18 protein-coding genes are annotated in these 21,516 nt (G+C 66.0%); 14 read left to right on the forward strand and 4 right to left on the reverse strand.

What is annotated here, in order from left to right; translation table 11 throughout:
• Positions 1-173: 173 nt before the first annotated feature.
• The 3 genes from D9X30_RS09410 (at position 174) to D9X30_RS09420 (ending at position 2,291) form a co-directional block, all read left to right on the forward strand.
• Positions 174-1,085: an amino acid ABC transporter substrate-binding protein gene (locus D9X30_RS09410; RefSeq protein ID WP_153949526.1), complete on the forward strand. Its 912-nt coding sequence runs from the start codon at positions 174-176 to the stop codon at positions 1,083-1,085.
• Between the two features lie 158 nt (positions 1,086-1,243).
• A complete protein-coding gene (locus tag D9X30_RS09415) occupies positions 1,244-1,567 on the forward strand; it encodes an amino acid ABC transporter permease (protein ID WP_153949527.1) in 324 nt (107 codons plus the stop codon).
• Positions 1,568-1,703: 136 nt separating this feature from the next.
• A complete protein-coding gene (locus D9X30_RS09420) occupies positions 1,704-2,291 on the forward strand; it encodes a YjaZ family protein (protein WP_153949528.1) in 588 nt (195 codons plus the stop codon).
• Between the two features lie 186 nt (positions 2,292-2,477).
• Here the strand turns inward: D9X30_RS09420 and D9X30_RS09425 are convergent, their stop codons facing one another.
• The gene (locus D9X30_RS09425) at positions 2,478-3,293 is read right to left on the reverse strand and encodes a hypothetical protein (RefSeq protein WP_228771051.1); all 816 of its coding nucleotides are present in this window, start codon (positions 3,291-3,293) and stop codon (positions 2,478-2,480) included.
• A 398-nt stretch (positions 3,294-3,691) separates the two neighbouring features.
• Between D9X30_RS09425 and D9X30_RS09430 the strand changes: the two genes are divergently transcribed.
• Genes D9X30_RS09430 through D9X30_RS09460 form a run of 7 tightly spaced genes read left to right on the forward strand, consistent with a single transcriptional unit; the run spans position 3,692 to position 10,803 of the window.
• Entirely contained in the window at positions 3,692-5,407 is a 1,716-nt protein-coding gene (locus D9X30_RS09430) for a glycosyltransferase family 39 protein (protein ID WP_153949530.1), read from the forward strand.
• Positions 5,404-5,775, forward strand: coding sequence for a DMT family transporter (locus tag D9X30_RS09435; RefSeq protein WP_066739936.1), 372 nt, complete (start codon positions 5,404-5,406; stop codon positions 5,773-5,775). The genes D9X30_RS09430 and D9X30_RS09435 overlap by 4 nt, the downstream gene beginning before the upstream one ends.
• Before the next feature lie 6 nt (positions 5,776-5,781).
• On the forward strand, positions 5,782-6,957 hold the full coding sequence (locus tag D9X30_RS09440) for a DegT/DnrJ/EryC1/StrS family aminotransferase (RefSeq protein ID WP_153949531.1): 1,176 nt from the start codon (positions 5,782-5,784) through the stop codon (positions 6,955-6,957).
• Complete coding sequence (locus D9X30_RS09445) at positions 6,936-7,928, forward strand: glycosyltransferase (protein WP_153949532.1); 993 nt, start codon at positions 6,936-6,938, stop codon at positions 7,926-7,928. Before D9X30_RS09440 ends, D9X30_RS09445 begins: the two co-directional genes overlap by 22 nt.
• Entirely contained in the window at positions 7,916-8,842 is a 927-nt protein-coding gene (locus tag D9X30_RS09450) for a formyltransferase (protein WP_249640924.1), read from the forward strand. Before D9X30_RS09445 ends, D9X30_RS09450 begins: the two co-directional genes overlap by 13 nt.
• Positions 8,843-8,852: 10 nt before the next feature.
• Positions 8,853-9,905, forward strand: a complete 1,053-nt coding sequence (locus D9X30_RS09455; RefSeq protein WP_249640925.1) for a bifunctional UDP-4-keto-pentose/UDP-xylose synthase — start codon at positions 8,853-8,855, stop codon at positions 9,903-9,905.
• 7 nt (positions 9,906-9,912) lie between these two features.
• The gene (locus D9X30_RS09460; protein WP_153948468.1) at positions 9,913-10,803 is read left to right on the forward strand and encodes a polysaccharide deacetylase family protein; all 891 of its coding nucleotides are present in this window, start codon (positions 9,913-9,915) and stop codon (positions 10,801-10,803) included.
• A 33-nt stretch (positions 10,804-10,836) separates the two neighbouring features.
• On the opposite strand, the gene D9X30_RS09465 is transcribed toward D9X30_RS09460, so the two are convergent.
• Complete coding sequence (locus D9X30_RS09465; protein WP_153948469.1) at positions 10,837-13,212, reverse strand: heavy metal translocating P-type ATPase; 2,376 nt, start codon at positions 13,210-13,212, stop codon at positions 10,837-10,839.
• Positions 13,213-13,351: 139 nt separating this feature from the next.
• On the opposite strand from D9X30_RS09465, the gene czcI reads away from it, so the two are divergent.
• The 4 genes from czcI to D9X30_RS09485 all read left to right on the forward strand — a co-directional run bounded on the left by czcI (position 13,352) and on the right by D9X30_RS09485 (position 19,512).
• Positions 13,352-13,732 (forward strand): cation efflux protein, CzcI family, encoded by a 381-nt coding sequence (gene czcI / locus D9X30_RS09470; protein WP_153948470.1) that lies wholly within the window; start codon positions 13,352-13,354, stop codon positions 13,730-13,732.
• Between the two features lie 95 nt (positions 13,733-13,827).
• A complete protein-coding gene (locus D9X30_RS09475; protein ID WP_153948471.1) occupies positions 13,828-15,081 on the forward strand; it encodes a TolC family protein in 1,254 nt (417 codons plus the stop codon).
• A 24-nt stretch (positions 15,082-15,105) separates the two neighbouring features.
• Positions 15,106-16,338: an efflux RND transporter periplasmic adaptor subunit gene (locus tag D9X30_RS09480; protein WP_153948472.1), complete on the forward strand. Its 1,233-nt coding sequence runs from the start codon at positions 15,106-15,108 to the stop codon at positions 16,336-16,338.
• A gap of 12 nt (positions 16,339-16,350) precedes the next feature.
• The gene (locus tag D9X30_RS09485) at positions 16,351-19,512 is read left to right on the forward strand and encodes a CusA/CzcA family heavy metal efflux RND transporter (RefSeq protein WP_153948473.1); all 3,162 of its coding nucleotides are present in this window, start codon (positions 16,351-16,353) and stop codon (positions 19,510-19,512) included.
• Positions 19,513-19,594: 82 nt separating this feature from the next.
• Here the strand turns inward: D9X30_RS09485 and D9X30_RS09490 are convergent, their stop codons facing one another.
• Positions 19,595-20,005, reverse strand: a complete 411-nt coding sequence (locus tag D9X30_RS09490; protein ID WP_092598035.1) for a VOC family protein — start codon at positions 20,003-20,005, stop codon at positions 19,595-19,597.
• 46 nt (positions 20,006-20,051) lie between these two features.
• Positions 20,052-21,506, reverse strand: coding sequence for a heavy metal sensor histidine kinase (locus D9X30_RS09495; RefSeq protein ID WP_153948474.1), 1,455 nt, complete (start codon positions 21,504-21,506; stop codon positions 20,052-20,054).
• Between the last annotated feature and the right edge of the window lie 10 nt (positions 21,507-21,516).

Raw genomic sequence — 21,516 nt, forward strand, 5'->3', positions numbered from 1 at the left:
CGATGGGCTGGTAACCCGCACCGTAACGCTTGTAAATCGGGTTACGGACGTGGCGAAAAGGCAACTTTCATTGCACTACTCTCGGGCATTAGCTAATAAGAAACAAATTCTTCGTGCCCGATCCCTGGGGGTATACCCTTGCGTCTTTCCGTGCCCCTGCCTCACCCTCGAACATGTTCCAGTCTGTCGCTTTTCCCGCCCTCCGCCGCCTGATCGCTGGGGTTGCCCTGGCCGCCGCCGTCGTGCCGGTCGTCCACGCACAGAGCCCTAGCCCCGTGCTAGACAAGATCCGCGATACCGGCACGATCACGCTCGGCTATCGTGAATCGGCCCTGCCGTTCTCGTTCGCCGACGACAAGGGCCAGCCCGCCGGCTATGCGGTGGACCTGTGCCTGCGCGTGGCCGAGGCGGCCAAACAGAAGCTGGGACTGAAAGACCTGAAGGTGCGCTGGCTGCCGCTGACGCCCCAGAATCGTGTTCCCGCCATGGTCAACGGCCTGGCAGACCTGGATTGCGCACCGAACACCAACACGCTGGAGCGCCAGAAGCAGGTGGCCTTCAGTGTGTCGCACTATGTTTCCACCGTGCGCATGCTGGTGCGCGCCGATTCCGGCATCAAGTCGTTCAATGACCTGCGCGGCAAGACGGTGGTAACCAGTGCCGGTTCCACGGGCGACCGCCACGTGCGCCGCCTGAAGAGCGAATACGGCTTCCGTGACGTCTACGCCAAGGATCACGGGGAATCGTTCCTGCTGCTGGAAACGGGACGCGCCCAGGCGTTTGTGATGGACGACGTATTGCTGGCCGGCCTGCGCGCCAAGTCGAAGGACCCGTCCCAGTACGTGATCGTCGGCCCGGCCCTGTCGGTGGAACAGAACGCGCTGATGATGTCGAAGGCCGATCCCGAGTGGAAGCAGCTGGTAGACCAGACACTGGCCAGGACGTTCGCCAGCCCCGACGCCGCCGCCTTGCAGAAACGCTGGTTCCAGCAACCGATCGGCACACGCGGCACCAACCTGGCGCTGGCGCCTTCGACCGAAGTACTGCAAGCCTGGAAACACCCTTCCGACGCTGTGACGGAATAAGCATTTTCCGTGCATCTCCCCGGAAAAGCCCTGAGTTGACGCCCTTTGCGGCCTTGTCCACACTGGCCTGAGCCTGGTTCTACCGTCCGGTAGGACCAGCCACAACGCGACCGCCATCGACAAGTACTGCCCCGGGCGGCAACTCAGAGGAGATTTCCATGAAGCAATTGATCGCCACCGCCGTCGCGCTGGGACTGGCCACTGCATCCGTGGCTGCCATCGCACAGGACAAGAAGTCGTTCGACCCGTATTCCCAGGGCGCCAAGTCGGGCGAGAAGTTCGACACCTACAGCCAGGGCGCCAAGTCGGGCGAGAAGTTCGACACCTACAGCCAGGGCGCCAAGTCCGGCGACAAGTTCGACCCGTATTCCCAGGGCGCGAACAAGAGCACCCGTGCGGACCTGACCGACCAGTCCACCGCCGCCCCGAAGCAGTCGAAATCGAAAAAGGCCCCGGCGAAGAAGCCAGCGCAAGGGAATTGAGCGCCAGGCATTCAGACACAAAAAAGGAGCCCTTGGGCTCCTTTCTGATTTTGTGCATCAGTATGCACCAGGGTGATTTTCTCGCATTCTTCCTTCCTACAATGTGCAGCTTCCTCTACCAGAAGCGCGGCACATCATGGTCGAAGATGCAGAGTGCCTGAAAGAAATCGATCCGCCTGACGACTGCCGCCACCGATTTGCGGGCGTACAGTTCCGCGGCACCCGATGGGATCTGGGTCATCTCGATTCCTTCGCCTTCAGGAGCCATATTGGTTTCGAAGTCACCGTGGTGGTCATCTTTTCCTGCCACTGTTTCACGCGGGGACTCCCGGGCGCCGCCGCCGAAGCTTGTCACATTCCCTCTGAGGACGTGTTCCGCGATGCGCGGGAACAACGATTGCTGGACCCCTCCCGCTATGCCCTGTCCCGGCAATGGCTACGTGGCCTCGTTCTGAGCTTGCCCAAGCAACACATCATCATCGCCCAGGCACGTCGCCGAAATTTCATGACATGGCGTGCGCTGCCCGACGGCCACGCAAACGCCATCTATGCGATGTTTTTCACCGTCGAGCGCGACGCACGTCGCAAAGGGCGAATGATCCTGCGCGCGCAATCGGCATATCTGCTCGACAGCGGCCTGACCCGGGCGCAGAAAGAAGGGAGAAAGGTCAGGCTACGGACGTTACTGAGGGCGGCCTATGAAGGCAGGCCCATTCGTCCTTGAAGAAGAAAGACCAACGGCTGCCAGTGGCAGCCGTTGTAGGCGGGGATCTCTATCTGCCTTGCGGCAAAATTCCCACTCCAGGTGGGACCTGGTTACCCAGGCGGCGCTACGGTTTCGCACCCGCTTGCACGTAGTTTGCGCGTGATTTTAGCCCCGCATGACAGCGCGGTCAACGCCGATGCCGATTTACTGCCCCTCCTCCGGCAACATTTCCAGCGCCGTCACGTCCACCCGCTGCACCTCGTTGTTCTGCCGGATTTCCGTGCGCAACACGAATGCCTCCATGGGGCAGTACCAGTCCGTCACGTGCAGCACGCTCGGTTCGAGCTGCAGCAGTTCGTCGCCCACCATCAGGGGGCCCAGCGAGGTGCGCTTCTCGTAGGTGATGGGCATGCACTCCTTGCGGCCCATGACCGTGTTGATCATCTGCTTGCGGCCCACGTGGCGCGAGCCGACGATGATCGACGCGTGCAGGGCCTGCATCGTGCCCACGACTTCATCCTTGCCCAGCGGATAGATCTTGAGCGACACGCTGGACTGGAAGGACTCTCCGTCCAGCGTGGCGCCTTCCTTGATCTCCAGGCCCGCATAGTTGAACACACCGCTGCCGTTGAACGACGCCTCGCCGAACATGCGCGCGTAGCGGGCACGGGCATTGATCACGGCATTGCGGCTGTCGATTCGCGTGCGTGCCGTGGCGGCGTTACGGTCGATATTGATCTCGTGGACCTGATCCATGACGACGGGCGGGCCCATCAAGGCCGACAGTGCCGACTTCGAGCGCACTTCCAGCTGGGCGCTGCAGCCGCGGGCGGTGCGCATGACGTCGCGCAAGGTCATCGTGATGGACATCGGCATGGAGCCGTCGCCCTCCAGCTGCACGCGGGAGCCCGAGCGGAACCAGGGCGCGTCGCAAAGCACCGCGCCGCCGGGCATCGGTGGCGACATGCCCGACACCGGCGCAGCATCGGGGGCCGACGCCTGCCCAAATGCCGCGTTCATCACTCCTGTCAGCAACCACACCAGCAACGCCGGTCTCATGGCGATCGTCCGTATCGAGGGCCGGCGGAGGCAGGGTCGGTTTCTGCCAGGCAAGTGCCGGAATGGCGCAAGTATTACGCGAAATCGGCGCGGCGGAAACGCCCCCAAGTTCAAGCCCGGCGCCCTTTGCGAGCCAAAACGGCGAGGCGGGAAATGCGCTCGTGCTACCATTGCGCGCCCGTAGCGGTCGCCTTGCCCGAAAACTGGCCTCCGGACCCCGCCTTTTGCGGGCCTTGGCGCGAGGCGCAGCCCGCCGCGTCGTTCGTGTCCACCGGGACGGGGCGTCCCGCGTTGTGGGGTGTTCGTCACAAGGCGAATGCAGGAACAGCCTCCGGGACCCCGGCCATTTCAGGAGAAATATGCGTAGTTCTTCGCCCACGCGCCAAGCCGGGCTGCCTGTCGGCATGGTTGTGTTCGTCGTGCTCGCCGTGCTGCTGGTCTGGTTTGGCACGCTCGATTACCGCCATTTGCTGCGACCGGACGAAGGCCGATACGCCGAGATCTCGCGCGAGATGTTCGTCACCGGGGATTGGGTGACGATCCGCTACAACGCCCTGAAATACTTCGAAAAGCCCCCATTCCATATGTGGGTGACGACCATTGCCTACGAACTGTTCGGCGTGGGCGACTGGCAGGCCCGGCTGTGCGTGGCGCTGTCGGGCATTGTTGGACTGGGCGTGACGATGCTGGCCACCGCGCGCTGGTTCGGCTGCCGCGCCGGGCTGCTGGCGGGCCTGGTCATGCTGGCCATGCCGATGTGGAGCGTGGCCGGCCATTTCAATTCGCTGGACATGACGCTGTCTGGCGCCCTGGCTTGCGTGCTGGGCTGCATGCTGCTGGCCCAGCACCCCGACACGCGGCCCGGCGCCCGCCGCGCCTGGATGCTAGCGTGCTGGGTCGCCATGGGGGTCGCCATCCTGACCAAGGGCCTGGTCGGCATCGCCCTGCCCGGCCTGGTGCTGGCGGTCTATACGCTGCTGACACGCGATCTCGGCCTGTGGCGACGCCTGCATCTGCCGACCGGCATCTTCGCCATGCTGGTGGTCACGGTGCCCTGGTTCTGGCTGATTTCGACGAAGAACCCCGAATTTCCTCACTTTTTCTTTATTCACGAGCACTGGGACCGCTATACGTCCACGGTGCACTCTCGCAAGGGTTCGGTCTGGTATTTCGTGCCGCTGCTACTGGCCGGCATGCTGCCCTGGCTCGGCCTGGTGCCGCGCATGTGGGAAGTGGTGCGCGACAGGGCCGGCGCCCAGCGCGGCGCGGGCGGCAAGCCGTTCCAGCCGGCGCTGATGTGCCTGGTGTGGTTCGCGGCCATCTTTGTCTTCTTCAGCATGTCGGGGTCGAAGCTGCCCGGCTATATCGTGCCGGTGTTCCCGGCGCTGGCCATACTGGCGGCCGTGGCGCTGGACCAGATCAGCGACCGCTCGTGGAATCGCCAGATCAATGCTCTGCTGCTCCTCGCCGTGGTGGGCCTGCTGGCCGCACCGGTAGTGGCCACGCTGGATCGCGAAACCAATCCGAATGAAGTGTTCCGCGCCTTCGCCGTCTATATTGGTGTGGCGTTTGCCGTACTGCTGGCCGGCATGCTGCTGGCACGCCGGCTGTTGCGCACGCGCGGCGTGTTTCCGAGCGTGGCCGCGTTTGCGCTGTCGATGTTCCTGACGTGCACGATCGGGCTGCTCGGCCATGAGGTGATGGGCCGCCGGGCGTCGGGCGTGGACATGCTGCCAGCCATCGAGGCCGTGCTGAAGGACAACATGCCGATCTACGGCGTGGGCATGCTGGATCACACCCTGCCTTTCTACCTGGGCCGCACGCTGACGATGGTCGCCGCGCCTGACGAACTGGAGTTCGGCACGCAGCAGGAGCCGGACAAGTGGATTCCGACCATGGACGCATTTGTCGCCAAATGGAAGGACGGCCAGCCGGCGATCGGTATCATGTCGCCGGACACCTATGACAGCCTGGTGGCACAGCATGTGCCGCTCTACGTCGTGGCACGCGATGTGCGACGTGTCGTCGCCAGCAATTTCCCGCTGCCGGCCCAGGAAGCCGGAAATACCCGATGAATCTTTCGACTTTTGCCTTTATCTTCACCGGGGTACTGCTCAACGCCTGTGCCCAACTGCTGCTCAAGGCCGGCACCAATGCCGTGGGCGCCATCACGATCGAGCGCGCCACCATCCTGACCACGGCCTTCCGGGTGCTGACGCAATGGCCGGTCATCGCCGGACTGACCTGCTATGTCATCAGCGTCGGCGTCTGGATCATCGGCCTGTCGCGCGTGGACGTGTCGATTGCCTATCCCATGCTGTCGCTGGGTTACGTGGTCAACGCGCTGGCTGCCTGGTGGCTGTTCGGCGAAATGATTGGCCCGCTGCGCGTGGCCGGCATCATGCTGATCCTTGCCGGCGTGTTTCTGATTGCCCGTTCCTGACCGACCATGACCGCTTCCGCTCCGCAGGATTTCCTCCCCTTCGTACGCCCCCAGATCGATGACGCCACCATTGCCGAGGTCGGCAAGGTGCTGGCGTCGGGCTGGATCACGTCCGGCCCCAAGGTGCAGGCGTTTGAAGCTGCGCTGTCCGAACTGTTTGGCGGCCGTCCGGTGCGCACGTTTTCCAATGGCTCGGCCACGATGGAAATCGCGCTGCGCATCGCCGATATCGGCCCCGGGGACGAAGTCATCACGACGCCTATCACCTGGGTCGCCACCGCCAACGTGGTGCTGACGGTCGGCGCACGGCCGGTGTTCGTCGACATCGACCCGGTGACGCGCAATATCGACCTCGACGCGGTCGAAGCCGCCATCACACCGCGCACGCGCGCGATCATGCCGGTCTACCTGTCCGGGCTGCCCGTGGACATGGATCGCCTCTATGCCATCGCGAAGCGCCATAACCTCCGCGTGATCGAAGACGCCGCGCAGGCCATCGACTCGCGCTGGCGCGGCCAGCGCATTGGCGCGTTCGGCGATCTCGTCAGCTTCAGCTTCCAGGCCAACAAGAACATCACCACCGTCGAAGGTGGCTGCCTGGTCATGAACACCCCCGAAGAAGCCCGGCGCGCCGAGCGGCTGCGTCTGCAGGGCGTGATTCGTACCGGCATGGACGGCATGGATGTCGAGGAACCGGGCGGCAAGTTCAACCTGACCGACGTCAACGCGGCCATCGGCCTGGCGCAGCTGAAGACCCTGGACGCCATCACCGCACGCCGCGCAGAGCTGGCCGAGACCTATTTCCGGTGCGCGGCCCAGGCCGGCCTGACGGACCTGGGTATCGAACTGCCGCTGCCGCTGGACCCCGCCGTGGCCACCACGAACTGGCACATGTTCCAGGTGGTGCTGCCCACGGAGCGCCTGCGCGGCGGCCCGGCCGACGCGCGCAAGCTCGTGATGGAAGCGATGCGCGAGCAAGGCGTGGGGACTGGCGTCCACTACCCGCCCGTTCATCTGTTTACCTATTTCCGCTCGCTCGGCTGGCGCGAAGGCATGCTCCCGCATGCCGAACGCATCGGCCGTGGCATCGTCACGCTGCCGCTGTTCCCCGCGATGCAGGCCGCCGACGTGGAGCGGGTCTGTGCAACTCTTAGCGAAACATGCAAACGTCTCTCTCACTAAGTCCTGTCGAGGTCTCGGTCGTCATCCCCGTCTACAACGAGGAAGACGGGCTGCAGGCGCTGTTCGACCGCGTGTACCCGGCACTGGACGGCATGGGCGAATCGTACGAGGTGATCTTCGTCAACGATGGCAGCGTGGACCGCTCGCCCGCAATGCTGGCCGCCCAGTACCACAAGCGCCCGGACGTCACGCGCGTCATCCTGTTCAACGGCAACTTTGGCCAGCACATGGCCATCCTGGCCGGCTTCGAGCACACGCGCGGCCGTATCGTGATCACGCTGGACGCCGACCTGCAGAACCCGCCCGAGGAAATCCCGCGCCTGGTGGCCGAGATGCGCAAGGGCCATGACTACGTGGGCACCATCCGCCGCCAGCGCAACGACACCGCCTGGCGCCGCTACGCGTCGCGCGCCATGAACCGCCTGCGCGAGCGGATCACCAAGATCAAGATGACGGACCAGGGCTGCATGCTGCGCGCCTACGACCGCAACATCATCGATACGATCAACGCGTGCCGCGAAGTCAACACGTTCATTCCGGCACTGGCCTATACGTTCGCGTCCAACCCGGTCGAAATCGAGGTGGGACACGAACAGCGCCACGCGGGGGAATCGAAATACTCGCTGTACCAGCTGATCCGGCTGAATTTCGACCTGGTGACCGGCTTCTCGATCGTGCCGCTGCAGTGGTTCTCGGCCATCGGCACCATGCTGTCGATCTCGTCGGCGGGCCTGTTCGTGATACTGCTCGTGCGCCGCTTCATCTTCGGGTCGGAAGTGCAGGGTGTGTTCACGCTGTTCGCCTTCACGTTCTTCCTGATCGGCATCATGCTGTTCGGCATCGGCCTGCTGGGCGAATACATCGGCCGGATCTACCAGGAAGTGCGCGACCGCCCCCGCTACCGCATCCAGGCGGTGCTGGAACGCGACCCCTTGCAAGGCAGCAAGCCGGAGGTATCGTGCGCGCCGTAGTCTTTGCCTATCACAATGTCGGCGACCGTTGCCTGCGCGTGCTGCACGCGCAGGGCGTGGACGTGGCCCTGGTGGTCACGCACCGCGACCGGCCCGACGAGAACATCTGGTTCCAGCGCGTGGCGGACACCGCGGCCGAGCTGAACCTGTCGTTCCTGTATGCCGAAGACCCCAATGACCCGGCCCTGGCCGATGCGGTGCGCGCGGCCAGACCCGATGTGATCTTCTCGTTCTACTACCGCGCCATGATTCCGGCCGACGTGCTGGCCATTGCGCCACACGGTGCCTTCAACATGCATGGCTCGCTGCTGCCCAAGTACCGCGGCCGCGTGCCGGTGAACTGGGCGGTGCTGCACGGCGAAACCGAAACCGGCGCCACGCTGCACGCGATGGAGGCCAAGCCCGACGCCGGGTATATCGTCGACCAGACGTCGGTGCCGATCCTGCCCGACGACACGGCCGGCCAGGTCTTCGAAAAGGTCACCGTAGCCGCAGAGCAGACGCTGTGGCGTGCGCTGCCCGCCATGAAGGCCGGCCAGACGCCCAAGCGGCCCAATCGCCTGGCCGACGGCAGCTATTTTTCGGGCCGCAAGCCCGAGGACGGCCGCATCGACTTCAGCCAGCCCGCTGCCGCCGTCTACAATCTGATCCGCGCCGTGGCGCCGCCCTACCCCGGCGCGTTCACGGACATCGCCGGACGCCGCTTTATCGTGGCCCAGGCCCGTCGTCTTGAAGGCGGCACGGCACCGGCGGGGCTGCGGCCCGGTCTGCACGTACTGGATGGCCGTATCGTCGCCATCTGTGGCGACGGGGGCGCGCTGCGCGTGATGCAACTGCTGGAAGGCAGCAGTGCCGACCACGCCAGCCCGGTCTCCGCAGCCGAATTCCAGAACATCATCCCTGCACAGTCTTGAAAGGAAACCGATGAAAAAGGTCCTGATTCTTGGCGTCAACGGCTTCATCGGCCACCACCTGACGCGCCGCATCCTGGAAACCACGCAGTGGGAGGTCTACGGCATGGACATGTCGTCGGACCGCCTGGGCGACCTGGTGAACCATCCGCGCATGCACTTYTCCGAGGGTGACATCACCATCAACAAGGAGTGGGTGGAGTACAACATCCGCAAGTGCGACGTGATCCTGCCGCTGGTGGCCATCGCCACGCCGGCCACGTACGTGCGCAACCCGCTGCGCGTGTTCGAGCTGGACTTCGAGGCCAACCTGCCGATCGTGCGCAGCGCCGTGAAGTACGGCAAGCACCTGGTGTTCCCGTCGACCTCGGAGGTCTACGGCATGTGCGCCGACGAGGAATTCGACCCCGAGGCCTCGCCGCTGATCTACGGGCCGATCAACAAGCCGCGCTGGATCTACGCCTGCTCCAAGCAGCTGATGGACCGCGTGATCCACGCCTACGGCATGGAGCAGGGCCTGAACTACACGCTGTTCCGCCCGTTCAACTGGATCGGCGCGGGGCTGGACTCGATCTTCGAATCGAAGGAAGGGTCGTCGCGCGTGGTGACGCAGTTCCTGGGCCATATCGTGCGCGGCGAGCCGATCAAGCTGGTCGATGGCGGCGCGCAGAAGCGGGCGTTTGCCGATATCTCGGACGGCATCTCGGCGCTGATGCGGATCATCGAGAACAAGGATGGCGTGGCAAGCGGCAAGATCTTCAACATCGGCAACCCGAAGAACATCCACTCGGTGCGCGAGCTGGCCGAGATGATGCTGAAGATGGCGGCCGATTACCCTGAGTACGCCGAGGAAGCGCGCAAGACGCAGATCGTGGAGACGTCGTCGGGCGAGTTCTACGGCAAGGGCTACCAGGACGTGCAGCATCGCGTGCCGAAGATCGACAACACGATCGACGAACTGGGCTGGAAGCCCGAGGTGACGATGGAACAGGCGCTGCGCCGCATCTTCGAGGCCTACCGTGACAAGGTGGTGGACGCCCGTACGCTGGTCGACAGCAGCAACTGATCTCCACATGGCCCGCATTGCCCTGAAAGTCGACGTCGATACGCTGCGCGGCACCCGTGAAGGGGTTCCCGCGCTGCTGTCGATGCTGTCTCCGCATCAGGCGGAAGCGACGTTCCTGTTCAGCCTTGGCCCGGACCACACGGGCTGGGCGCTGCGCCGCGTATTTCGTCCCGGCTTCCTGAAGAAGGTGTCGCGCACGTCGGTGGTGTCTAACTACGGCCTGCGTACGCTGATGTACGGCGTGCTGCTGCCGGGGCCCGACATCGGCCGCAAGGGCGCCGCCGAGATGCGTGCGGCCGCGGCAGCAGGCCATGAATGCGGTATCCACACATGGGACCACGTCTACTGGCAGGACAACGTGCGCGATCGCGATGCGGCCTGGACGCGCCGCCAGATGCAGCAGTCGTTCGAGCGATTCGTGGAGATCTTCGGCACGCCGCCCACCACGCACGGCGCGGCGGGCTGGCAGATGAATGAAGAGGCGTTTCGCCAGATCGACGATTGGGGCATGACCTACGCGTCGGATGGCCGGGGCACGGCGCCCTACATCCCGACCGTGGCGGGCAAACCATGCCGCCACGTGCAGATGCCGACCACGCTGCCGACGCTCGACGAGCTGATCGGCGTGGGCGACCTGACCGAGGACAACGTTCACCACGCCGTGCTGAAGCTGACCGAAGGCGACGCCGACCACATCTTCACGCTCCACACCGAACTGGAAGGCGGCAAGCTGGCACCGGTATTCCAGCGGCTGTTGGCTGGCTGGCGCGCCCAGGGGCACGATCTGGTATCGATGGCCACCTACTACCGGCACATCGACCGCACTGACCTCCCGCAATTGCCGGTCACCTGGGGCGAAATCCCCGGCCGCAGCGGCGAGCTGATCATCCAGCCGTAACCGCCCGGCCCCGGGGTTCGTCCGAATCGGGGGTCAGGCGGCGCCCTTGCGCGTCAGGCGCAGCCCATTGAACACCACCAGCAGACTCGCGCCCATATCGGCAAACACGGCCATCCACATGGTGCCCATGCCCATCACGGTCAGGGCCAGGAACACCACCTTGATGCCCAGCGCCAGCGTGATGTTCTGCTTGAGGATGGCCGACGTACGGCGCGACAGCTGCACAAAGGCGGGGATCTTGCGCAGGTCGTCGTCCATCAACGCCACGTCGGCGGTTTCAATGGCCGTGTCCGTGCCCGCCGCCCCCATTGCAAAACCGATATCGGCCCGCGCCAGCGCGGGCGCATCGTTGATGCCGTCGCCCACCATGCCGACCTTGTTCGCATGCGTATGCGCCTGCCCCGCCAGCGTGGCGATGGCGTTGGCCTTGTCCTGCGGCAACTGATTGCCGCGCACCTCGTCGATGCCCACCGCCTGGCCAATGGCCTGTGCCGTATGCGGGTTGTCGCCCGACAGCATCAGCGTCTTCACGCCCAGCGCGTGCAGCTGTTCGATGGCCTGCCGGCTGGTCTCGCGTACCGTGTCGGCCACGCCGAACAGGGCCAGCGCGCGGGCAGGCTGCCCGTCACCCGGCGTCGCCGCGAGCATCACGATGGTCTTGCCCTGTCGCTCGATGGCCTCCAGCCGTGCTTCCAGCGCCGGCGAACATGCGCCCAGATCGTGGATCAGCCGGTGGTTACCGAAGCTGTACGCCACGCCATCCACCGTGCCCCGTACCCCCTGCCCGGCCAGGGCCGCGAAATCGCTCGCTTCCAGCCGCGCCACGCCATCGGCGTCCGCGGCCGCGGCCACCGCGCGCGACACCGGGTGGTCCGATCGCGCCGCCAGGCTGGCGGCGATGGCGCGAGCCTGCGGCACGTCGTCCACCAAAAGCGCCATGTCGGTCTGCGCGGGCTTGCCGTGCGTCAGCGTGCCGGTCTTGTCCAGCGCCAGCCATGACAGATGCCGGCCCTGTTCCAGATAGACGCCGCCCTTGATCAGGATGCCGCGCCGGGCCGCCGCAGCCAGCCCGCTGACGATCGTCACCGGCGTGGAGATCACCAGTGCGCACGGACACGCGATCACCAGCAGCACCAGCGCCTTGTAAACCCAGTCCAGCCAGGCGCCGCCCAGGACCAGCGGCGGCATCACGGCCACGCCCAGCGCGATGGCAAAGACCACCGGCGTATAGATGCGCGCGAACTGGTCCACGAAACGCTGGGTCGGTGCGCGGCTGCCTTGCGCGGCTTCCACGGCATGGATGATGCGTGCCAGCGTGGAGTCATTGGCGGGCGCCGTCACGGCGTATTCGAGCTCCCCTGACTGATTGATCGAACCGGCATAGAGCGAATCGCCCTGCGACTTGTCCACCGGCACGCTCTCGCCGGTAATGGGTGCCTGGTCAAGCGCCGACTGGCCGCGCAGCACGCGCCCGTCCAGCGCCACCCGCTCGCCGGGGCGCAGCCGCACCGTCGCACCCACCGCCACCGCGCGCGCCTCCACGGCCTGCCAGGTGCCATCGGGCTGCAGCACGGTGGCCTGCTCCGGCGCCATCGCCATCAACCCCCGTACGGCATTGCGCGCGCGGTCCAGCGAGGCCGCCTCGATCCGCTCCGCCAGCGCGAACAGCACCATCACCATCGCCGCTTCGGGCCACTGGCCAATGACCATGGCACCGGTGACAGCAATGCTCATCAGCGCGTTGATATTCAGGTTGCCGTTGCGCACCGCGATCCAGCCCTTGCGATAGACGCCCAGGCCCGACATCAGCACCGTTGCCAACGCCAGCGCCGCCGGCAGATAAGGCGTGCCGATGTGGAACCACTCGGCCACTTCGGCGCCGATGGCCGCCGCACCGGCCGGCGCCAGCGGCCACCAGGGCTTGCCCGGTTCCGCCACGGCCGCCTTGGCGCTGTCGTCCGACAGCGGCTCGGCCTTCATGCCCAGCGACGCAATCGCCTTGACCACGGCATCGAGCGAATCGAGCGTGTGATGCACGGTCAGCACGCGCTGCATCAGGTTGAAGTCGAGCGCCGCCACGCCGGCCATGTTGCCGATCTTGTTCCGGATCAGCGTTTCCTCGGTCGGGCAGTCCATCGCCTCGATCCGATACGCGGCCGACCGTGTGCCAGCCGGCGCGGCCACTGCCGGTGCCACCGTCAGCGGGGCGCCGCAGGTCGTGCCACAGCCGCAAGTGGCAGGCGCCGGGGTGCGGGCATGGTCATGGCTGTGATCGTGCGAATGGTCGTGATCGTGATCATGCGCGTGGTCGTGGCCATGATCGTGGTCGTGATCGTGTGAATGGTCGTGCCCATGACCGCGGGCTGCCGAACCCGGCGTCAGCAGGTTTTCAGGGGTGGTACGAGCCATGGCGGTTATCCATTTTTGCGTTGTTGCGTGCTATTGAAGACCCTGTAGCCACTTCAAGGTCAAGCACCGGCCGGAAAGACCCCGACGATGACATCAACGTAATGTCCACTGCGGGTGCGGCAGCCTATAATCGCTGCCCATGCGCCGCCTGCTGCTCGTCTTCCTGTCGATCCTGCTGCCGCTCCAGTTTGCCTGGGCCGGCGCTGCGGCCTATTGCGCACATGAATCGACTGACCTGCCGGCCGCGATGACCGACCATTTCGGCCATCACACGCACGAACACGGCAACGACGCGCACAAGGCCGGCAACACTGCCGGCAAGACCACCGCAAAGGCCGCCAGCCTGCCCGACGGCGACTGCACCGCCTGCCACTTCCCCGGTTCGCACGGCGTCTTTGCCGAACTTCGCATGCCGGGTGACTATCGCTACGTCACCCTGCGCTACGCGCCGCGCCAGTACGCGTTCGGCTCCATTCCCGCCCCCGTTCCCGATCGGCCCCAGTGGCTGCGCCTCGCCTAGCCGGCGGGACGCACGACTGACCCTGTCATCCCGATACCGCGGTGCGGTATCGCTTCGCGTCTCGCCGATTTTCTCCTGCTGATCTGGTGAATTCGATGAGAAGCCTTTTATTGCCGCTGGGGCTGGCGGCCGCGTTGTGCAGCCCGATCTTCACGCCCGGGGCGTTCGCCCAGGACGCCTCATCCGGTGTCCAGGAGCCGCCCGGCGCCCTGACGCTCGACGCCGCGCTGGCGCTGGCGGCGTCGCAAAACCCCACGCTGTCGGCTGCCCGGATCGAAGTGGACGCCTCCGAAGGCGGCATTACCCAGGCCCGTGTGATCCCGAATCCCGAAGTGTCGGTCCAGATGGAAGACACGCGGCAGGCCACGCGTGCCACCACCGCCCAGATGAACCTGCCGGTGGAACTCGGCGGCAAGCGCGGCGCGCGTATCGGTGCCGCACAGCGCGCACGCGATGTGGCGCAGGCCCAGCTCGGGGCCTTGCAAGCGGACCTGCGCGCCACCGTGATCGGCGCCTTCTTCAACGTGCTGATCGCCCAGGAACGCATCAGGCTGGCCGCCGGGTCCGTCGATATCGCCCGGCGCGGCGCCGACGCCGCGGCGCGCCGTGTGGCGGCGGGCAAGATCTCGCCGGTCGAGGAAACCAAGGCCCAGGTCGAACTGGCCAATGCCGAACTGGAGCGCGCCGAGGCCGATGCCGGGCTGGTAGCGGCCCGCCAGACCCTGGCCACGCTGTGGGGCAATCCGTCTCCGCGCTTTTCGGAAGCCGACGGCAAGCTGGACAGCCTGCCGGCCCGACCGGCGTCCGCCCTGCTTCGCCAGTCGCTCGACAACGCGCCGGCGCTGCTGACCAGCGAACGCGAACTGGATCGGCGCCAGGCCGAAATCAACGTGCAGCGCAGCCGCCAGTACCCGGACGTGACCCTCAGCGTGGGCGCCAAGCGCGACAACGGCTCCCCCGAGCGCGGCACATTCCCCGTGTTGGGCATCGCCATTCCGCTGCCATTGTTCGATCGCAACCAGGGCAACCTGTACACCGCCATCCGCCAGGCAGACAAGGCCGCCGACGAACTGCGCGCCACGCGGCTGCGGCTGGATCACGACCTGCAGCAGGCGTCCAGCCAGCTGAACGTGTCGCGCACCTCGGCGCTGACCTTGCGCGAGACCGTCCTGCCCGCCGCGGAGCGCGCCTTGCAGGCGGCGACCCAGGGTTTCGAGGCCGGCAAATTCAACTATCTCGATGTGCTGGATGCGCAGCGCACGCTGTTCCAGGCCCGCATCCGCTATCTCGGTGTCGTCGCCAGCAGCTGGCAGGCCGCCACCACCATCGATCGCATTCTTGGCCGCTGACGCGCCAACGCAAGGAACACCGTGATGACTTTGACTCGCAAACAAGGCGTGGCGATTGCCGCCATCGTGATCGCCGGCCTGATGGCCGCGCTGGCGCTGCTGCTGGCGGGCCGCGGCGACGGCCACAGCCATGAAGGCGAAGGCGAGGCTGCCCATGCCGCGCCGGCCTCGGCCACGGAAGCAAGCCATGCCGGTCATGGCGACCACGCCGGCCACGCAGACGAAGATGCCGGCCGGATCGCCATGACGCCGGAGCAGATCCGCAACGCCAGCCTGTCGATATCCGTCGCAGGGCCCGGCAGGATTCGCAGCGCCGTGGAATTTCCCGGCGAAATCAAGTTCAACGAGGACCGCACCGCGCACGTCGTGCCGCGCGTGGCGGGCGTTGCCGAATCGGTGGTGGCCAATCTGGGCCAGCGCGTAAAGAAAGGCGACCTGCTGGCGGTATTCGCCAGCACCCAGCTGTCCGACCAGCGCAGCGAACTGCTGGCCGCCCAGCGCCGGCTGGAACTGGCCCGCACCACCTACGCACGGGAAAAGAAACTCTGGGAAGACAAGGTGTCGGCGGAGCAAGACTTCCTGGCCGCGCGCACCGCACTGCAGGAAGCCGAAATCTCCGCGCAGAATGCGCGGCAGAAGCTGACCGCCATCGGTGCCACTGCGTCGGCCCGCGCCATCAACCAGTTCGAGCTGCGCGCGCCGTTCGACGGCATCGTGGTGGAAAAGCATCTCGCACTGGGCGAAGCCGTGGCGGCCGAAACCGCGGTCTTCACGATTTCCGACCTCAACACGGTATGGGCGGAGTTCGTGATCGCGGCCAAGGACCTGGGCCATGTCAGGCTCGGTGAGGCGGTCCGGGTGACATCGGCCGCCTTCGACGGCACCGCCGAAGGCAGGATCTCGTACGTGGGTGCCCTGCTGGGCCAGCAGACCCGCACGGCCACGGCGCGGGTCACGTTGGCCAACCCGCAGATGGCATGGCGGCCGGGGTTGTTCGTCACCGTCAGCGTCGCCACCGGCGAAACCGACGCCGCCGTGGTCATCGACAGCGACGCGCTGCAGACCGACGGCGACCGCCAGCAGGTGTACGTCGAGGTGCCCGGCGGCTTTGCGGCGCGCATGGTCAAGACGGGCCGTACCGACGGCAAGCGCATTGAAATCGTCGATGGCCTGGCAGCCGGCACGCGCTATGTCTCCGCGAACAGCTTCGTGCTGAAGGCGGAACAGGGCAAGGCCAGCGCCGAGCACGCGCACTGACCGGAGGCCGCCATGTTCGAACGTATTCTCCGGTTTGCCATCGCACAGCGATGGCTGGTCATGCTGGGCGTGCTCGCCATGGCCGGCCTGGGTGTTTACAACTACAGCCGCCTGCCGATCGATGCCGTGCCCGACATCACCAACGTGCAGGTGCAGATCAACACCGAGGCGCCCGGTTATTCGCCGCTGGAAGCCGAGCAGCGCGTGACCTATCCGCTGGAGACGGCGATGTCCGGCCTGCCGGGTCTGGAGCAGACGCGGTCCTTGTCCCGCTACGGCCTGTCCCAGATCACCGTGATCTTCCGGGACGGCACGGACATCTACTTCGCGCGGCAACTGGTCAACCAGCGCATCCAGGAAGCCCGCGAGCACCTGCCGTCCGGCATTTCGCCACAGATGGGTCCGATTTCCACCGGCCTTGGCGAAATCTACCTGTGGACCGTGGAAGCCGACCCCGGCGCGCGCAAGCCCGACGGCACCGCGTACACGCCCACGGACCTGCGCGAAATCCAGGACTGGATCATCAAGCCGCAGTTGCGTACGGTGCCGGGTGTGACCGAGATCAATTCGATTGGCGGTTTCGCCAAGGAATACCTGGTGGCGCCGAGCCCGGAGAAGATGGCGTCCTACGGGCTGTCGCTGCAGGATGTGGTGCAGGCACTGGAGCGCAACAACGGCAACGTCGGCGCCGGCTATATCGAGCGGCGCGGCGAGCAATACCTGGTGCGCGCGCCCGGGCAGGTGAAGTCGATCGACGATATCCGCGAGGTGATCGTCGGCACGGCGCAGGGCCAGCCGATCCGCGTGCGCGACCTGGCCGATGTGGGGCTGGGCCGCGAACTGCGCACCGGGGCCGCGACGGACAATGGCCGGGAAGTGGTGCTGGGCACGGTGTTCATGCTGATCGGCGAGAACAGCCGGGCCGTGTCGCGGGCGGTGGACACGCGCATGGCCGCGATCAACAAGTCGCTGCCGGCCGGCGTGAAGGCCGTCACGGTCTATGACCGCACGACGCTGGTCGACAAGGCCATCGGCACGGTCAAGAAGAACCTGCTCGAAGGCGCCGTGCTGGTGATCGCGGTGCTGTTCCTGTTCCTGGGCAACCTGCGCGCGGCGCTGATCACGGCGATGGTGATTCCGTTGTCGATGCTGTTCACGTTCACGGGCATGGTCACGTACCGGATCAGCGCGAACCTGATGAGCCTGGGGGCGCTGGATTTTGGCATCATCGTCGACGGCGCGGTGGTGATCGTCGAGAACTGCGTGCGACGCCTGGCCCATGCCCGGGAACGGCTGGGCCGCCCCCTGACGCGCGCGGAACGCTTCGAGGAAGTGTTTGCCGCGGCCCGCGAGGCCCGGCGCCCGCTGGTATTCGGCCAGCTGATCATCATGATCGTCTACGTGCCGATCTTTGCGCTGACCGGCGTGGAAGGCAAGATGTTCCATCCGATGGCGATGACAGTCGTGGTGGCGCTGCTGGGCGCGCTGATCCTGTCCGTGACCTTTGTGCCGGCGGCGGTCGCGCTGTTTATCGGTGACCGTGTGGCCGAAAAAGAGAACCGCATCATGGGCTGGGCCAGGCGCTGGTACGAGCCCGCCCTCAAGCATGCGCTGGCCAATACGCCGGTGGTGCTGACGGCAGCCGTGGTGGCCATCCTGCTCAGCGGCCTGCTGGCCACGCGCCTTGGCAGCGAGTTCATCCCGAACCTGAACGAAGGCGACTTCTCGGTGCAGGCACTGCGCATTCCGGGCACCAGCCTGACGCAGTCGGTGGCGATGCAGCAGCAGATCGAGGCCCGTCTCAAGGCGAAATTTCCCGAAATCGAACGCGTGTTTTCGCGCACCGGTACGGCCGAGATTGCCTCCGACCCGATGCCGCCCAATGCGTCGGATGCCTACATCATGCTGAAGCCGCACGACCAGTGGCCGGACCCGGGCCGCTCGCGTGACGCGCTGCGCGCGGCGATGGAGGCCGAACTGGAGACCATTCCGGGCAATCGCTACGAGTTTTCACAGCCGATCCAGCTCCGCTTCAACGAGCTGATTTCCGGCGTGCGCAGCGACGTGGCGGTCAAGCTATTTGGCGACGATAACGCGGTGCTGGACGCCACGGCGCAGAAGATCGCCCAGGTGCTCCAGTCGGTGCCCGGCGCCACGGAAGTCAAGGTCGAGCAGACCACCGGCCTGCCCGTGCTGACCGTCGATGTGGACCGCGCCCGCGCCGCGCGCTACGGGCTGAACATGATCGACGTGCAGGACACCGTAGCCATCGCCATCGGCGGGCGCGACGCGGGGGTGTTCTACCAGGGCGACCGCCGCTTCAATATCGGCGTGCGGCTGCCCGAAGGCATCCGTGCCGACGTGGATGCCCTGCGGCGCCTGCCGATTCCGCTGCCCCGAAGCGCGAATGGCAGCACCAGCTATATCCCGCTTGGCGAAATTGCTACGCTCGACGTATCGCCCGGGCCCAACCAGGTGTCGCGCGAAAACGGCAAGCGACGCATCGTGATCAGCGCCAACGTGCGCGGCCGCGATGTGGGCGGTTTCGTGCCCGAGGCCATGTCGGCCATCGAATCACGTGTGCAGATTCCGGCGGGCTACTGGATTGCCTGGGGCGGTACGTTCGAACAACTGCAGTCCGCCACCGAGCGGTTGCGGATCGTGGTGCCGCTGGCGCTGCTGCTGGTCTTCGTGCTGCTGTTCGTGATGTTCGGCAATGCGCGCGACGGCCTGCTGGTGTTCACCGGCATTCCGTTCGCCCTGACCGGCGGCGTGCTGGCACTGTGGCTGCGCGGGATTCCGCTGTCGATTTCGGCGGCGGTGGGCTTTATCGCGCTGTCCGGGGTCGCCGTGCTCAACGGGCTGGTGATGCTGTCGTTCATCCGCGGCCTGCGCGAGCAGGGCGAGTCGCTCGATGACGCGGTGTTCCACGGGGCGCTGACGCGCCTGCGGCCGGTGCTGATGACGGCGCTGGTGGCGTCGCTGGGATTCGTGCCGATGGCCATTGCCACCGGCACCGGCGCCGAGGTGCAACGGCCGCTGGCCACCGTGGTCATCGGCGGGATATTGTCATCGACGGCGCTGACGCTGCTGGTGCTGCCGGTGCTGTACAGGTGGGCGCATGGGCGCCGGACGGAAACAGCGGTCGAACCAGCCGGCTCCGTCCGGCACTGACCCGGGCCGGCCGCGCCTGCTTGCGGGAGGGGCCGGGCAAAAAGGCGGGGGAAAGAGGCCGGGGAAAGAGGCCGGCCAAACCTCAATGCTCGCAGTTCACCATCCAGGTCATCTTGAACTTGTCGACCACCATGCCGAAGCCTTCGGCCCAGAAGGTCTTCTGGTACGGCATGATGACCTGTCCGCCTTCGGACAGCGCATCGAAAATGCGCTTGCCTTCGGCGTTCGGCACGTAGCCTACCGATAGCATGAAGCCCGAAAACGCCGGGGTCTGTCCTTCCCGGCCGTCCGACGCCATGATCTGGCTATCGCCGATCTGGACGTTGGCGTGCATGACCTTCTCGGCCCATGCCGCCGACGGCGGCTCGCCGCCGCCCGGCGGAGTGTCCTTGTAGCGCATCAGGAATGTCACCTTTGCGCCCATTACCTGGCCATAGAAGGCCATGGCCTCGTCAAAGCGTCCGCCAAAGTCTAGATACGGTTGCACCTGCATGTCGGTCTCCTGTAGGGTCCGCGGACGGATAGCCCGCGCGGCGCCATTATGCGCCTGCCCTGCTGACAGAATTGTCAGGAAACTCGAGTTCGAAGCGGGTCTGTTCGTCGACACTGGTCACCGACACGCTGCCGCCGTGCAGCCGCATGATCGTGTCGACAATCGCCAGACCGAGCCCCGTGGAGCCCGACGAATTCCGGCGCGACGGATCGGCGCGGTAGAAGCGCCCGAACAGGTGCGGCAAGGCATCGGCCTGGATCGCCGGGCCGCCGTTGGTGACAGTGATCGCGGTCACGTCGGTGCCATTGCGGGCCACCGCCATGCGCACCGCACTGCCCACCGGCGCATGACGCAGCGCGTTGTCCAGCAGGTTGATGATGGCGCGGCGCAGCAAGGTCTGGTCCGCCACGACCGTGGCGTGGCCCGAGACCATCACCGTCAGGTTCCTGTCGGCCGCCACAGCCTCGAAATACTCGGCCACCTTGTCGAGTTCCGCCCGGGCATCAAGCGGGCGGGCGCCCAGCGCCACCTGTGCGTTGTCCGCGCGCGCCAGAAACAGCATGTTCTCGATCATGCGCGACAGGCGCTCGTACTCTTCCAGGTTCGATTCAAGCACCGCCTCATACTCAGCCGGCGTACGGCGCTGGGCCAGCGTCACCTGCGTCTGCCCCACCAGGTTGCTGATGGGCGTCCGGAAATCGTGCGCCAGATCGGCCGAGAATTGCGACAGGCGCGTGAAGCTGTCCTGCAGCCGGGCCAGCATGCCGTTCAGCGCGCCGGCCAGGTCACGCAGTTCTTCGGGCGCGCCGCCGACATCGAGCCGCGTCGCCAGGCGGCTGGTGGTCACTGCCGCCGCATCGCTGGCCATGCGCCGCAACATGCGCAGCCCGCGCCGCGCCAGCACGAAGCCGAGCGCCGCCGCCACGATGGCCCCGCACAACACCGCGCCCAGCAGTTCGCCCCGATACTCGCGCATCAGCGCCACCCGGTAGCCAGCGTCGCTGAGCACGATGATTTCGACGGTCCGGCCCGTGTCGCCAATCTGGCCCAGCGCGGCCATGCCGCGCGACGGCACGCCATTGCGCGGATGCCAGGTCTGCAACTGCGACTTGTCCGGGGCCGTGGACAGCGGCAGCACACGCAGCGGCGGCAGGGTTTCGTTATGGGGATTCAGCGAGATCAGAGGATCGCCCGACGCGTTGCGGACGACCAGGATCAGCCCCTCGTGCCCCATCGCAATATCTGCAAAACGATGCGTATCGGTGCGGATTTCGGTTTCGTCGGCCACTTCGCGCAACAGATGGCGTACCAGCAGCACTTCGCCGACGAGTTCGGATTCGTCACGCGACTGCAACTGGCTGCCAAGGGCGCTGGACAGATAGGTGGCCACCCCGACCAGGATCGCGGCCGTGGTCAGGCCATAGGCCAGCGCAAGCCGGGTGGTCAGCGACGCCGGCATCCACGCCTTCAGCGCGCGCCGCATGCGCACGAGGCGCCTCATGCTGCGGCGC

The organism is Cupriavidus sp. U2 (genome assembly GCF_009663685.2).
GTDB classification, from domain to species: domain Bacteria; phylum Pseudomonadota; class Gammaproteobacteria; order Burkholderiales; family Burkholderiaceae; genus Cupriavidus; species Cupriavidus necator_C.

What these genes read in the sequence shown, in the direction of transcription:
- D9X30_RS09490 (WP_092598035.1), bottom strand. Translation starts at nt 20,005, where the DNA reads ATGCAGGTGCAACCGTATCTAGACTTTGGCGGACGCTTTGACGAGGCC.
- D9X30_RS09440 (WP_153949531.1), top strand. Translation starts at nt 5,782, where the DNA reads ATGACCGCTTCCGCTCCGCAGGATTTCCTCCCCTTCGTACGCCCCCAG.
- D9X30_RS09465 (WP_153948469.1), bottom strand. Translation starts at nt 13,212, where the DNA reads ATGGCTCGTACCACCCCTGAAAACCTGCTGACGCCGGGTTCGGCAGCC.
- D9X30_RS09435 (WP_066739936.1), top strand. Translation starts at nt 5,404, where the DNA reads ATGAATCTTTCGACTTTTGCCTTTATCTTCACCGGGGTACTGCTCAAC.
- D9X30_RS09480 (WP_153948472.1), top strand. Translation starts at nt 15,106, where the DNA reads ATGACTTTGACTCGCAAACAAGGCGTGGCGATTGCCGCCATCGTGATC.
- czcI (WP_153948470.1), top strand. Translation starts at nt 13,352, where the DNA reads ATGCGCCGCCTGCTGCTCGTCTTCCTGTCGATCCTGCTGCCGCTCCAG.
- D9X30_RS09475 (WP_153948471.1), top strand. Translation starts at nt 13,828, where the DNA reads ATGAGAAGCCTTTTATTGCCGCTGGGGCTGGCGGCCGCGTTGTGCAGC.
- D9X30_RS09445 (WP_153949532.1), top strand. Translation starts at nt 6,936, where the DNA reads ATGCAAACGTCTCTCTCACTAAGTCCTGTCGAGGTCTCGGTCGTCATC.
- D9X30_RS09420 (WP_153949528.1), top strand. Translation starts at nt 1,704, where the DNA reads ATGGTCGAAGATGCAGAGTGCCTGAAAGAAATCGATCCGCCTGACGAC.
- D9X30_RS09410 (WP_153949526.1), top strand. Translation starts at nt 174, where the DNA reads ATGTTCCAGTCTGTCGCTTTTCCCGCCCTCCGCCGCCTGATCGCTGGG.
- D9X30_RS09425 (WP_228771051.1), bottom strand. Translation starts at nt 3,293, where the DNA reads ATGAACGCGGCATTTGGGCAGGCGTCGGCCCCCGATGCTGCGCCGGTG.
- D9X30_RS09460 (WP_153948468.1), top strand. Translation starts at nt 9,913, where the DNA reads ATGGCCCGCATTGCCCTGAAAGTCGACGTCGATACGCTGCGCGGCACC.
- D9X30_RS09485 (WP_153948473.1), top strand. Translation starts at nt 16,351, where the DNA reads ATGTTCGAACGTATTCTCCGGTTTGCCATCGCACAGCGATGGCTGGTC.
- D9X30_RS09430 (WP_153949530.1), top strand. Translation starts at nt 3,692, where the DNA reads ATGCGTAGTTCTTCGCCCACGCGCCAAGCCGGGCTGCCTGTCGGCATG.
- D9X30_RS09415 (WP_153949527.1), top strand. Translation starts at nt 1,244, where the DNA reads ATGAAGCAATTGATCGCCACCGCCGTCGCGCTGGGACTGGCCACTGCA.
- D9X30_RS09495 (WP_153948474.1), bottom strand. Translation starts at nt 21,506, where the DNA reads ATGAGGCGCCTCGTGCGCATGCGGCGCGCGCTGAAGGCGTGGATGCCG.